Genomic DNA, 13,468 nt, shown 5'->3' with positions numbered 1-13,468 from the left:
CCCGCCGCGCCGCGCTCGCGCGCACCCGCCCCCCCCGCTGAGATCGCAGTTCGTGTCGGGTCCGGCGCGCCGATCCGACACGAAGTGCGATCTCAGCGCCCGGGGACGTGCCCGGGGAGGCGCCCGGGGACGCGCCCGGCGCCCGGCGCCCGCGCGGCGCCCGCGGCCCCCGCGCGGCCCGCGCGGCGCCCGGGCCCGCGCGGCCCTACTTCGAGGTGAACGCTAGGGTCGCCGCGCCGATGATGCCCGCGTTGTTGCGGAGCGTGGCGGGGATGATGTCCGCCTGCAGGTCGAGCAGCGGGAGGAACTCCTCGTACTGCTTCGAGACCCCGCCACCGACGACGAAGAGCTCCGGGGAGAGCAGCGCCTCGAGCCGCGAGTAGTACTTCTGCAGCCGCTTCGCCCAGTGCTTCCAGGTGAGGTCGTCGCGCTCCTTCGCCGCGAAGGACGCCTTCGTCTCGTAGTCGACCCCGTCGATCTCCAGGTGCCCGAGCTCCGCGTTCACGATGAGCACGCCGTCGTTGATGAGCGCCGTGCCGATGCCCGTGCCGAGCGTCGTCATGATGACGAGCCCGTCGCGGCCCTTCGCCGCGCCGAACTGCTGCTCGGCGAACCCGGCGGCGTCCGCGTCGTTGACGAAGTGGATGGAGCGGCCGAGCTCCTTCTCGAAGAGCGCCTCGGCCTCGAAGCCGATCCACTTCTTCGACACGTTGGCGGCCGACATGGTCTTGCCGTCGCGGACGATCGCGGGGAAGCAGACGCCGACCGGGACGTCGGCGGCGGGGGACAGCTCGTCGAGGATCGCCTTCGCGACCTCCACGATGTCGTGCGGCTTGCCGCCCTCGGGGGTGGCCTTCTTGATGCGCTCGGTCGTCAGTTCACCGGTCGTCGTGTCGACGATCGCGCCCTTGATGCCCGTACCGCCGATGTCGACGCCGACTGCGAGTGAGGTCATGAGGAGCGGTGCCTTTCAGGAGACGGTCAGGAGCTCGGCGCCACGTTCCGTGACGACGAGGGTCTGTTCGAACTGTGCGGTCCAGGACTTGTCACGTGTGCTGACGGTCCAGTCATCGGCCCAGATGTCGGCCTCGATGCCGCCGAGGGTGAGCATCGGTTCGATCGTGAACACCATGCCGGGTTCGATCACGGTGTCGTAGTGGGGGGCGTCGTGGTGGGGGATGATCAGCCCGGAGTGGAACGCCCGACCGACGCCGTGGCCGGTGTAGTCACGGACGACGCCGTAGCCGAAGCGCTTGGCGTAGGACTCGATGGCGCGGCCGATGACGTTCACCTGGCGGCCGGGAGCGACTGCGCGGATGCCGCGGTTCATTGCTTCCTCGGTCCGGGTGACCAGGTCGACGACCTCGGGTGCCGCCTGTCCGACGACGAACGTGCGGTTCGTGTCGCCGTGCATGCCGCCCTTGTAGGCGGTGATGTCGATGTTGACGATGTCGCCGTCCTGCAGCACGGTGTCGTCCGGGATGCCGTGGCAGATCACCTCGTTCACCGAGGAGCACAGCGACTTCGGGTACCCGCGGTAGCCGAGCGTGGAGGGGTACGCCCCGTGCGCGACGATGTACTCGTGGCCGATGCGGTCGAGCTCGTCGGTGGTGACGCCCGGCCGGATCGCGGCACCGACGGCGTCGATCGCGCGGGAGGCGATCTGCCCGGCCGCACGGATCAGCGCGACTTCGTCGGGCGAGTACGTGTCACCGAGGCCGTGCTCGTGCGGCTCCACCCGGCCGACGTACTCCGGCCGCTCGATGTCCTTCGGGACGGGCCGCTGCGGGGAGATGCGGCCGGCGGTCAGGTGTCCGTGTTCGTCCCGGGGCATGCGCTCCACTCTAGCCGCGCCGCGAGGGTACGTTTGGCGGCATGAGCGACGAGCGCATCGAGTCCCAGTGGTGGTTCAACGAGAAGACCCACGCGGTCGAGCAGGGGCCGCAGTCCCCGCAGCGTGACCGGATCGGCCCGTTCGAGACGCGGGAGGAAGCGGCCAACGCCCTCCAGCGCATCCAGGCCAACAACGAGAAGTGGGACGAGGAGGCCTAGGCGGTACCCGGGCCGGACGGGCGGTACGTGATCGGCAGGCGCCGGTCGCGACCGAAGGCCATCCCGGAGATCTTCGGTCCGATCGCGCCCTGCCGCCGCTTCCACTCCGAGCGGTCCACCAGCCGCGTGACCTCGGCGACGGTGTCCGCGTCGAACCCCGCGGCCACGATGTCGGCCGCCCCCTGCGCCTGCGTGACGTAGCGGTCCAGGATCGCGTCGAGCACCTCGTACGGCGGCAGCGTGTCCTGGTCCTCCTGCCCCTCGCGGAGTTCGGCGGACGGCGGCTTCGCGATCGAGTTCTCCGGGATCGGCTCGGTCTCGCCGCGGGCGACCGCGAGCGCGTTCCGCCACCGGGCGAGCTCCCACACCGTCGTCTTCGGGACGTCCTTGATCGGTGCGAACCCGCCGACGGAGTCCCCGTAGTTCGTGGAGTACCCGACGGCGAGCTCGGTCTTGTTGCCCGTGGTGAGCACGAGGTGCCCGTCGAGGTTCGAGAGCCCCATCAGGATCAGCGCCCGCACCCGCGCCTGGATGTTCTCGGCGGCGAGGCCGGTGAGTGCCAGTTGCGCGTCGAAGGGCGCGACGAGGTCGGCGATCGGCTCGGTGCGGTACTGCAGGCCGAGCCGTGCGGCGACGTCGTCGGCGTCGGACATCGAGTGCGACGACGACCACCGCGACGGCATCGACACACCGACGACCTGTGACGGGCCGAGTGCGTCGACTGCGATCGCGGCGCACACGGCGGAGTCGATCCCGCCGGAGAGGCCCAGGACGACCGACCGGAAGCCGTTCTTCTGCACGTAGTCGCGGGTGCCGAGCACCAGCGCGTCCCAGATCGCGGCGAGGTCGGACGGCAGGACGGCCACGTCCCGGGGCAGCGCCGGACGCTCCGCGAGCGACCCGGGCGTCGAGTTCGGTGTGTCCAGCGCGACCCGCTGCACGTGTTCGGTGACGAGGGCCTCCGAGCGGGCCGGGGCCGGGTCGACGTCCACCAGCAGCAGGTGCGTCCGGAACTGCGGTGCCCGCGCCAGGATCGTGCCCTGCTCGTCGACGACGACCGAGTCGCCGTCGAACACCAGGTCGTCCTGTCCGCCGACGATGTTGACGTAGGCGACGATCGTGTCGGACTCGGTGGCCCTGCGGGTGACGAGCGGCAGCCGGACCTCGTCCTTGTCGGCCACCCATGGCGACGCGTTCACCACGAGGAGCAGGCCGGCGTCGGCGTCGAGCACCCGGGCGACCGGGCCGCCGTCCCGCCACAGGTCCTCGCAGATGATGATCGCCACGTCGACGTCCGCGATCCGGGCGACCAGCAGGTCGGAGCCCGGGATGAACACCCGGTACTCGTCGAAGACGGAGTAGTTCGGCAGGTGGTACTTCGCCGTCGTCGCCACGACGCGCCCGTGCTGCAGGATGCTCGCGCAGTTCTTCGCGATCGCGGTCGGGGCCGTGCTGACGTCGACGGCCCGCGGCTCGAACGGCCCGTCCGGGTGGCCGACGACGACGGGGACGTCGCCGAGTCCCTCGTCCGCCAGTTGCACGGCGAGCGAGGACACGGCGGCCCGTGCGGCGCGCAGGAAGGACGGACGGGACGCGAGGTCCTCGATGGGGTACCCGGAGATCGCCATCTCGCCGACGGCGACCAGGTCGGCGCCGTGTGCGGCGGCGGAGCGGACGGCGTCGAGGATCCCGGCGGCGTTCCGGTCGAAGGCGCCCACGACGGGGTTCGTCTGGGCGAGTGCCAAGCGGAGACGGGGCATGACCACTAGCCTATTGAGCACGGTCCCCGGAGGGCCGTGGTGGAACGCGGAAAGGGCGTGCATGGACAAGCAGACGGACTTCGTGCTCCGCACCATCGAAGAGCGGGGCATCAAGTTCATCCGACTCTGGTTCACGGACGTCATCGGGACCCTGAAGTCGGTGGCGATCGCCCCGGCCGAGGTCGAAGGCGCCTTCGCCGAGGGCATCGGGTTCGACGGCTCCGCGATCGAGGGACTCAGCCGCTCCTACGAAGCGGACGTGCTGGCGCACCCGGACCCCTCGACGTTCCAGATCCTCCCGTGGCGCGGTGAGATCGACCCGACCGCGCGGATGTTCTGCGACATCGCGACGCCGGACGGGCAGCCCGCCGTGGCCGACCCCCGCAACGTCCTGAAGCGCACGCTGGCCAAGGCGAGCGACCGCGGGTTCACGTTCTACACGCACCCCGAGATCGAGTTCTACCTGCTGAAGGACCGCGACTGGAAGGACGGCGGCCCGAAGCCCGTCGACCAGGCCGGCTACTTCGACAACGTCCCCGGCGGCAGCGCGCACGACTTCCGTCGCCGTGCCGTCCGGATGCTCGAGGACCTCGGCATCTCGGTGGAGTTCAGCCACCACGAAGCCGGTCCCGGCCAGAACGAGATCGACCTCCGCTACGCCGACGCGCTGACGATGGCGGACAACATCATGACGTTCCGCACCGTGGTCAAGGAAGTCGCGATCGAGCAGGGCGTCTACGCGACGTTCATGCCGAAGCCGATCTCCGGGCAGCCCGGTTCCGGCATGCACACGCACGTGTCGCTGTTCGAGGGCGACCAGAACGCCTTCTACGAGCCCGGCGGCGAGTACCAGCTCTCCCCGACGGCCAAGCACTTCATCGCCGGCCTGCTCAAGCACGCGCCGGAGATCACCGCGGTCACGAACCAGTTCGTGAACTCGTACAAGCGGCTCTGGGGTGGCGACGAGGCACCGTCCTTCGTGACGTGGGGCCACAACAACCGCTCCGCGCTCGTCCGCGTCCCGCTCTACAAGCCGAACAAGGGCCAGTCCTCGCGCGTCGAGTACCGCGGCATCGACTCCGCGGCGAACCCGTACCTCGCGTACTCGCTCATCCTCGCCGCCGGCCTCAAGGGCATCGAAGAGGGCTACGAGCTCCCCGCAGAAGCCGAGGACAACGTCTGGGGCCTCACCGACTCGGAGCGCAAGGCCCTCGGGTACGCGCAGCTCCCGGCCAGCCTCGACCACGCGCTGTCCCTGATGGAGGACTCCGAGCTCGTCGCGGAGACCCTGGGCGAGCAGGTGTTCAACTTCGTGCTCCTCAACAAGCGGCAGGAGTGGCAGCGGTACCGCGACCAGGTCACGCCGTTCGAGCTCGACACCAACCTGGGCATGCTCTAGCGCCCATGAGCAGCTCCGCGCCGGCCATGGGCAGCTCCGCGCCGGTCCCGGCCGCAGCATGACCGGCCGGACGAAGACGTCGCGGTCCGAGTTGGCTCGACTCGGCTTCGCGGACCTCTCGGAGAGCCTGGAGCGGCTTTCCGAACTGGAGGCCCGGTTCGGCTCCGACCTGCGGGTCACGGTGCACGAGTGGCCTGGTCTCTGGGAGTCCACGGCCGATCCCGACGGCGCACTCCGCCTGCTGGAGCGGCTCATGGAGTCGCACCAGGACGCTCTGCGGCCCGTCCTCGCGGACGACGCGGCGACCGAGCGCCTGGTGCGCCTGGTCGGTGCGTCCGTGGGGCTCGGTGAGTTCTTCCAGCGTCGGCCGGCCGAGCTCGCGCTGCTGCTCGACCCGGTCACGGCACCGTGGACGCAGGCCGCCTACACGGCGTCCTTGACGGAGGCCGTCGACGGCGCGACGGGGGAGCCCGCACGGATGCGGCTCCGGGTGCGGTACCGGCGGCACCTCGCGCAGATCGCCCTCTTCGACGTCCTGAACGTCTCGCCGACCGAGGCGTTCCCGGCCGTCGCCGCCGGGCTCGCCGACCTCGCCGGCGCCGCGCTCGACGTCGCGGTCGATGTCGCCCGGCGCGAGGTCCCGTTCCCCGCCGCCGACGTCGCGGCCACCCCGCTCGCGGTGATCGCGATGGGCAAGGCGGGTGCCCGCGAACTCAACTACGTCAGCGACGTCGACGTCATCTTCGTCACCGAACCGACCGCGGATCCGACCGACGGCGACGCTGGCGGTGGAGTGGACACCGACAAGGCCGTCCGCATCTCGACCCGGATCGCGATCGCGGCGACCCACGTCATCACCGACCTCGCGGCGGAACCCGCGCTGTGGGAGGTGGACGCGAACCTCCGGCCGGAGGGCAAGGACGGTGCGCTCGTCCGGACGCTCGACTCGCACCTGGCGTACTACGAGCGCTGGGCCCGCGAGTGGGAGTTCCAGGCGCTCCTCAAGGCGCGTCCGATCGCCGGGTCGGTCGACCTCGGTGAGCGCTACGCCCTCGCGGTCGCGCCGTTCGTGTGGCGGTCCTCGAAGCGTCCGGGGTTCGTCGAGTCCGTGCAGCGGATGCGCGAGCGGGTCACGGACAACATCCCGGACGCCGAGGTCGACCGGCAGCTGAAGCTCGGCCCCGGCGGCCTCCGCGACGTCGAGTTCACGGTCCAGCTCCTGCAGCTCGTCCACGGCCAGGACGACGAGCGGGTGCGCGTGCGGTCCACGCTCGAGGCGATGGACGCCCTGACCGAGGCCGGCTACGTCGGACGCCCCGAAGCGGCACGGTTCGGACCGGACTACGCGCTCCTCCGCGTGCTCGAGCACCGGATCCAGCTCCGGCGCCTGCAGCGCACGCACCTGATGCCCTCCGACGAGGACGAACTCCGCGTGCTCGCCCGGTCGAGCGGCCTGGCCACCTCCGCCTCGGCGCTCGAGACCCGGTGGCGCTCGGTGAAGCTCGAGGTCCGCGGGCTGCACGAGCGTCTGTTCTACCGCCCGCTGCTGTCCGCGGTCGCGGCGTCCGACGGCGACATCGTCCTCACGAGCGAGCAGGCCAGGGACCGCCTCGGCGCGATCGGCTTCGTCGACCCGGACGGCGCCCTCAGCCACATCCGCGCGCTGACGCAGGGCACCTCCCGGCGCGCGGCGATCCAGCGCAACCTGCTCCCGGTCCTCCTCCGCTGGATGGCGGAGGGGCCGGCACCCGATCGCGCCCTCCTCGCCTTCCGCCGCCTCAGCGACACGCTGGGGGAGTCCAGCTGGTTCCTCCGGATGCTCCGGGACTCCTCTGGCGCCGCCCACAGCCTCACGACCGTGCTGTCCGAGTCGGCGTTCCTGTCCGGGCTCCTGGAGCGCTTCCCCGAGGCCGTCGCCTGGCTCGACGAACCCGAGACGCTGCTGCAGCCGCGGCCGCTCGTCTCCCTGCTCTCCGAGGTCCGGGCGACCACCGGCCGCCACGGTGACGACGTCGACGCGGCAGCGAGCCTGATCCGCTCGATCCGCCGGCGGGAGACCCTCCGGCTCGGCATGGCCGGGACGCTCGGGCGGCTCGACGTCGACCAGCTCGGCCCGGCGCTCAGCGACATCACCGAGGCGACGCTGACCGGCGCGCTGGCCCTCGCGCGGCGGGACGCCCCGCCGGGTCTGGAGTTCGGCATCATCGCGATGGGGCGCTACGGCGGCCGTGAGCTCGGCTTCGGATCCGACGCCGACGTGCTCTACGTCTACCGCGCACCCGAGGACGTGGGGGAGCGCGCGCCCCGAGCCGCGCAGGGCATCGTGCGCGAACTGAACCGGATCACCGAGGACGCGATCCACCCGCTCGACCTCGACATCGACCTCCGGCCGGAGGGCAAGAACGGCCCGGTCGTCCGCACGCTCGAGTCCTACGGCGCGTACTACGCCCGCTGGTCCCTGACGTGGGAGGCCCAGGCGCTCCTCCGGGCCCGCGGCGCGGTCGGCGACGAGGCGCTGCTGCGGGACTTCGAGCACCTCGCCGACCGGACCCGCTACCCGGCGCAGATCGCCGAGCGCGAGGTCCGCGAGGTCCGCCGGATCAAGGCACGTGTGGAGTCCGAGCGGCTGCCACGCGGCGCCGATCCCGCTCGGCACCTCAAGCTCGGGCGCGGGTCACTCAGCGACGTCGAGTGGTTCGTGCAGCTCCTGCAGTTGCAGTACGCCCTGACGGTGCCGGCACTCCGGACCACCTCGACGCTCGACGCCCTCGACGGGGCCGTCGCGGAGGGCCTGGTCGCGCCCGAGGACGGCGAGCGCCTGGCCGCCGCCTGGCGGTTCGCGTCCCGCACCAGGAGCGCCCTGGTGCTCTGGTCCGGCAAGACCACCGACGTGCTGCCGGTCGACCGGATCCAGCTCGAGGGCGTCGCCCGGCTGATGGAGTACCCGCCCGGCTCCGCGACGCGCCTCGAGGAGGACTACCTCGGCGTCACCCGTCGTGCACGTCAGGTGTTCGAGCGCGAGTTCTACGGCGTCTGACCGCCCGCGCGACACGCCCGAGATGCCGATCTCGGGATGAAGGTGACATGTCGTCGAAGGTTAATTCCTCGTGTCGCGAACCGTCCCCCGGTTCGCACGGCGCTGTACCCCTCCGTCCTGTCCCGATCGCGCCGTTACCGCACCGTTACGAACCATGCGGAGAACCGCACCGACCGTGGCTCAGCGCGTGGGCGGCATGTGCCGCAACCGCAGCCTGACCAGGCGTTTCCCAGGAACGCGCACCGGGCCTCCAGGCGGTCGATCTGAGCCGATCCGCGTCGTGACGGGCATGTTGCAGTCCGCACATGTGCTGACAGCATCGGAGGGGACAGGAGTAGTGGGGCCGGAGGGGGACCACGGTGTACCCCGTAACGCAATGGAAACGCCCCCGGAAGGGGGCCACGTTGCACCGGCCGCCTCCGAGATGCATCAATGGGACCACCCGAACCGACCCCCGATTTCCCGATGAAGCGGAATCACCACCCCGAACGTTGAAGCAGGGATCGATGTTCACCTTCATTCTGCAGATCAGGCAGATGGTCGACGGGCACCCCGAGTTCTACCTGTTCACCGTGTACTCCATGGTGATCTGGTTGCTCTGGCTGCTCAAGGTCGTCCTGTCCGCCCGTTACCGCCCCTTCACCGGCACGTACACCGGGACGACGAGTGTCGTCGTCCCCGTGGTGGACGAGCCACTCGACCTCTTCCGGGACGTCATCGGCCGCATGGTCGAGCAGCGCCCCGGCGAGATCATCGTCGTCATCAACGGCGCACGCAACGAGGCCCTCGAGGAGGTCTGCGACGAGTTCGCCCCGCTCGTCCGCTGGACCCACACCCCGATCCCCGGCAAACGCAACGCCGTCAAGGTCGGCACCGAGATGTCGAACGGTGACATCACCGTCCTCGTCGACTCGGACACCGTCTGGACGCCCGGCACGCTCGAAGAGCTGCTCCGTCCGTTCGCGGACGAGTCCGTCGGTGGCGTCACCACCCGCCAGCGCATCCTCGAGCCCACCCGCTCCTGGATCACCCGCTGGGCGGACTGGCTGGAGAACTCCCGCGCGCTGTACTCGATGCCCGCGCAGAGCGTCCTCGGCCAGATCGGTTGCCTCCCCGGTCGCACCATCGCGTTCCGGCGGAACATCCTCATGCGCGTCATGGACAAGTTCATGGGCGAGAAGTTCATGGGCGTGTTCCTCGAGGTCTCCGACGACCGCACGCTGACGAACCTGACCCTCAAGGAGGGCTACCGGACCGTCTACCAGTACACGTCGCTCGTGTACACGGACGCTCCGCTCCAGGTGAAGAAGCTGTTCAAGCAGCAGCTCCGCTGGGCCCGCGGCTCGCAGTACAACACGCTGCGCATGATGCCGTGGATGCTCGGACACGCCCCGCTGCTGGCGCTCTTCTTCATCACCGACATCATCCTGCCGTTCATGCTCTTCGGCGTGATCGCCGGCTGGATCTACCGCGCGATCACCGGCCAGGGGGAGAACCTCTACCAGGGGATCCTGCACCAGTACGGCTTCTCGACGGGCTTCGTCTACGTCGCCGGCCTGATGGTCGTGTCGAGCGTGCTCAGCATGGCGATCCGGCAGATGCGGCACCTGGCGGAGAAGCCCAGCGACTTCCTGCGCCTGCCGATGTTCATCATCGTGTCGACGTTCTTCCTGATGCCGATCCGGCTCATCGGGTTCTTCCGACTCGCCCACGCCAGCGGCTGGGGCACCCGTGCCGGTGCCTACGCCGGTGGTCCGATGGAGACCGAGCCCGCGCAGCCGCAGGCCGTCGCGACGCAGACCCCGGTCAGCCCGGTGGACCGCGCCGCGTACGCCACCGACGACGCGTACGACCAGGCCGCAGCGGACCGCGCGTTCGACGACATCTTCGGCGCGGGTGCCGGTTCCGGCTCCGGTCTGGACGTCTCGACCAACTCGACGACGACCGTCCTCGCGACCCGTCGTGAGGCGGCAGCGGCTGCCGCCGGTGCACCGGTCGCGACGACCGCTGCGGCGACCGCTGCGACGGCCGCTGCGGCGACCGGCAAGCCGGTCAAGGTCCGTCGCTACAACCCCTACGCGGCGATCCCGTACGTGATCGGCATCGCCATCTTCGCCCTGGAGGCTCTCGCCATTGTCTGACCTCTTCCGCTCCACCAGTACGTGGTGGGCACCCTCCAGCAAGCACGCCAAGCGCACCGCGGTCGGCACGGCCGCGATCGTCCTGGCGCTCGCACTCATCACCTGGTCCGTCTGGATCTCTCCGTCGAGCCCGGTCTCCACCGCGGTCCACCACGCCCTCGGCGTGAAGACCGCGCAGGAGAAGGCGGTCGACGCGGACGCGCTGCAGCAGAAGCTCGACGCGGCGCAGCAGCAGATCTGGAAGCTCGAGGGGCAGCTCAAGTCCTCGACGGCCCAGTCCGGCTCGCGTGGTGACCAGGTCGCGCAGCTCAAGGTGCAGATCGCGTCGTTGCAGTCGCAGCTCGGGTCCGCCAAGTCGGCCGCCGGTTCCGGCAAGAGCGGGACGGGAGGCTCGTCGGGCTCCGGCACGTCGGGTTCCGGTTCCTCGGGCTCGGGCTCGTCCGGCTCGTCCGGTTCCGGTTCCTCCGGGTCCGGCTCGGGTTCCAACGGCTCCGGGAACGGTGGCGGTGTCACCAACCCGAACACCGGTCCGTCCACGGATCCGTCCACGACCGACCCGGTCGCGGTGCCGACCAAGGCCGAGATCATGTCCCAGCCGACCCGCTGGTACGGGCTCTACACCGAGCAGTCGCCATTCAACTGGTCCGAGTACGACCAGGTGTCGCAGAAGGTCGGCAAGGCCACGAACATGGTCGGGTTCTTCCAGGGCTTCGACCAGGACTTCAACGCCAGCGCCGTCCAGCGTTCCTGGGCCAACGGCCGGCTGCCGATGATGACCTGGGAATCCGCCCCGGCGACGACCGGCAACGACGAGCCCTACGTGGCGGGCTACACGAACGCCGACATCATCTCGGGCAAGTTCGACGCCTACCTGACGAAGTACGCCAAGGCCCTCGCGGCCAACGGCGAGCCGATGGTGATCCGCCTCGACCACGAGATGAACGGCCAGTGGTACAACTGGTCCGAAGCCTCGAAGCAGGGCAACGCCGCCGGTTCCTACGTCGCCATGTGGAAGCACGTGCACGACGTCTTCCAGCAGAACGGCGCCAACGACTACGTGGTGTGGGACTGGTCCCCGTCGCGGATCGACAAGCTCGGCAACACGAAGTACCAGACCGTCGCGTACATGGAGAACTACTACCCGGGTGCCGAGTACGTGGACTGGGTCGGCATGAGCGGCTACTACCGCGACGCCACCGAGGCCCCCACGTTCGAGAACACCTTCGGCGCGACGCTCGCCCAGATCAGGCAGATAGCGCCGGACAAGGGCATCGTCCTCAACGAGATCGGCGCCACCGAGACCGGCGGCACCGTCTCCAACAGCCAGAAGTCGGAGTGGATCACCTCCCTCTTCGACGCCCTGGCCGAACCGGCGAACTCCGACATCATCGGCTTCGCGTACTTCAGCGAGACCGCCACCACCATCGTCGACGGTGAACGTGTCACCAACGACTGGCGGCTCACATCCCGCGCCGACAGCCTCCAGGCCTTCGTGGACGGCATCTCGCGCAACGACATCGACTACGACCTGCAGGAGGTCACCCAGTGAGTGCTCCGAAGAAGCCCCAGTCCTCGTCCACCAGCGCCGACGTCCGTCCGGCACCCGTGATCAGCGTCATCGGCACCGGCTACCTCGGCGCCACCCACGCGGCCGCCATGGCCGAGATGGGCTTCGAGACCATCGGCGTGGACGTGGACCCCGCCAAGCTCGCGGCGCTGTCCGCGGGTGAGGTCCCGTTCTACGAGCCCGGGCTGCCCGAGCTCATCACGAAGCACGTCGCGACGGGTCGGCTCCGCTTCACCGCCGACATCGCCGAGGCGGTCGCCGCCGCTGACGTGCACTTCGTCTGCGTCGGCACCCCGCAGAAGGCCGGCTCGCACGCCGCGAACCTGACCTACGTGGAGAGCGCCACCCGCGGCGTGGCCGAGAACCTCACCCACCCAGGCCTCATCGTCGGCAAGTCGACGGTGCCGGTGGGCACGGCCGCACGACTCCGTGGCATCGTCCGCGAGTTCGCGCCGGCCGGCATCAGCGCCGAGCTGATCTGGAACCCGGAGTTCCTCCGCGAGGGCAAGGCCGTCGACGACACGCTGCACCCGGACCGCCTGGTCTGGGGCGGTGCCTCCGAGGCCGCCGACGCCGTCATCCGCGAGGTCTACGCCGCCCCGATCAGCGAGGGCACCCCGGTCATCACGACGGACCTCGCCACGGCCGAGCTCGTCAAGGTGAGCGCGAACGCGTTCCTCGCCACGAAGATCTCGTTCATCAACGCGATCTCCGAGATGTGCGCGATCACCGGCGCCGACGTCACGACGCTCGCCGACGCCCTCGGGCAGGACGCCCGCATCGGCCGGAAGTTCCTGAACGCCGGGCTCGGCTTCGGTGGCGGTTGCCTGCCGAAGGACATCCGCGCCCTCATGCACCGCGCGAACGAGATCGGTGCCGAGCGCGTCGTCGGCCTCATGCAGCAGGTCGACGAGATCAACATGGGCCAGCGCCAGCGGGTCATCGACATGGCGATCGAGTCCGCCGGCGGGTCCGTCCTGAACCGTCGCGTGGCGGTCATCGGCGCGGCGTTCAAGCCGCTCACCGACGACGTCCGCGACTCGCCGGCGCTCAACGTCGCCGCCGCGCTGCACCTCCGCGGCGCCCAGGTCACGCTCTGGGACCCGGAGGCGATGGACACCGCGAAGCGCTCCTTCCCGACGCTGAGCTACACCACGTCGATGACGGACGCGATCGAGGGCGCCGACATCGTGCTCGTCCTCACCGAGTGGGACGACATCATCGAGGCCGACCCGGTCGCCCTCGCGAACATCGTCGGGCGTCGAGAGGTCATCGACGCCCGCAACTGCCTCCCGGTCGAGCACTGGGTCAAGGCGGGGTGGACCGTCCGTTCCCTGGGACGTCCCACTCCGGTCACGGGTGCACCCGTGAGCGTGGCAGCAGGGATGCACGACTCGTTGGCCACGAGCCGCTAGTTCCCGCAGCAGACGGGGTCCGTGCCGGGGCGGCGCGGGCCCCGTTCGTGCGTCCGGGGATGGCGGCGCGGCGGCGCGTCGGCGTGGGCCCTTCCGT

The 13,468-nt window shown here is 70.2% G+C and carries 9 protein-coding genes; 6 read left to right on the top strand and 3 right to left on the bottom strand.

Annotated elements, in window-relative coordinates; all coding sequences use genetic code 11:
- Positions 1-205 precede the first annotated feature (205 nt).
- Together ppgK and map are read right to left on the bottom strand one after the other, a co-directional pair.
- Positions 206-955, bottom strand: a complete 750-nt coding sequence (ppgK, locus tag EDF24_RS14930; RefSeq protein ID WP_123653240.1) for a polyphosphate--glucose phosphotransferase — start codon at positions 953-955, stop codon at positions 206-208.
- A gap of 15 nt (positions 956-970) precedes the next feature.
- On the bottom strand, positions 971-1,834 hold the full coding sequence (gene map, locus EDF24_RS14925) for a type I methionyl aminopeptidase (RefSeq protein WP_123653241.1): 864 nt from the start codon (positions 1,832-1,834) through the stop codon (positions 971-973).
- A 41-nt stretch (positions 1,835-1,875) separates the two neighbouring features.
- On the opposite strand from map, the gene EDF24_RS14920 reads away from it, so the two are divergent.
- A complete protein-coding gene (locus EDF24_RS14920) occupies positions 1,876-2,052 on the top strand; it encodes an SPOR domain-containing protein (protein ID WP_123653242.1) in 177 nt (58 codons plus the stop codon).
- On the opposite strand, the gene EDF24_RS14915 is transcribed toward EDF24_RS14920, so the two are convergent.
- Complete coding sequence (locus tag EDF24_RS14915; protein WP_123704120.1) at positions 2,049-3,812, bottom strand: NAD+ synthase; 1,764 nt, start codon at positions 3,810-3,812, stop codon at positions 2,049-2,051. The genes EDF24_RS14920 and EDF24_RS14915 overlap by 4 nt on opposite strands.
- Positions 3,813-3,873: 61 nt before the next feature.
- Between EDF24_RS14915 and glnA the strand changes: the two genes are divergently transcribed.
- From glnA to EDF24_RS14890, 5 genes are all read left to right on the top strand, one after another.
- Complete coding sequence (glnA, locus tag EDF24_RS14910) at positions 3,874-5,211, top strand: type I glutamate--ammonia ligase (protein WP_123653244.1); 1,338 nt, start codon at positions 3,874-3,876, stop codon at positions 5,209-5,211.
- Positions 5,212-5,269: 58 nt separating this feature from the next.
- Positions 5,270-8,248: a bifunctional [glutamine synthetase] adenylyltransferase/[glutamine synthetase]-adenylyl-L-tyrosine phosphorylase gene (locus tag EDF24_RS14905; protein WP_123653245.1), complete on the top strand. Its 2,979-nt coding sequence runs from the start codon at positions 5,270-5,272 to the stop codon at positions 8,246-8,248.
- Positions 8,249-8,754: 506 nt separating this feature from the next.
- Entirely contained in the window at positions 8,755-10,389 is a 1,635-nt protein-coding gene (locus tag EDF24_RS14900; protein ID WP_123703861.1) for a glycosyltransferase family 2 protein, read from the top strand.
- Positions 10,382-11,938 carry a glycoside hydrolase family 26 protein gene (locus tag EDF24_RS14895; RefSeq protein ID WP_123703859.1) on the top strand — a complete coding sequence of 519 codons (1,557 nt, stop codon included), beginning with the start codon at positions 10,382-10,384 and terminating at the stop codon, positions 11,936-11,938. The genes EDF24_RS14900 and EDF24_RS14895 overlap by 8 nt, the downstream gene beginning before the upstream one ends.
- The gene (locus EDF24_RS14890) at positions 11,935-13,371 is read left to right on the top strand and encodes a UDP-glucose/GDP-mannose dehydrogenase family protein (RefSeq protein WP_260233463.1); all 1,437 of its coding nucleotides are present in this window, start codon (positions 11,935-11,937) and stop codon (positions 13,369-13,371) included. Before EDF24_RS14895 ends, EDF24_RS14890 begins: the two co-directional genes overlap by 4 nt.
- Positions 13,372-13,468: the final 97 nt, after the last annotated feature.

It is taken from the genome of Curtobacterium sp. PhB130, from assembly GCF_003755165.1.
In the GTDB taxonomy this organism is placed as follows: domain Bacteria; phylum Actinomycetota; class Actinomycetes; order Actinomycetales; family Microbacteriaceae; genus Curtobacterium.
The sequence above is the reverse complement of the archived record's forward strand: the minus strand, read 5'-3'. Positions and strand labels throughout refer to the sequence as shown.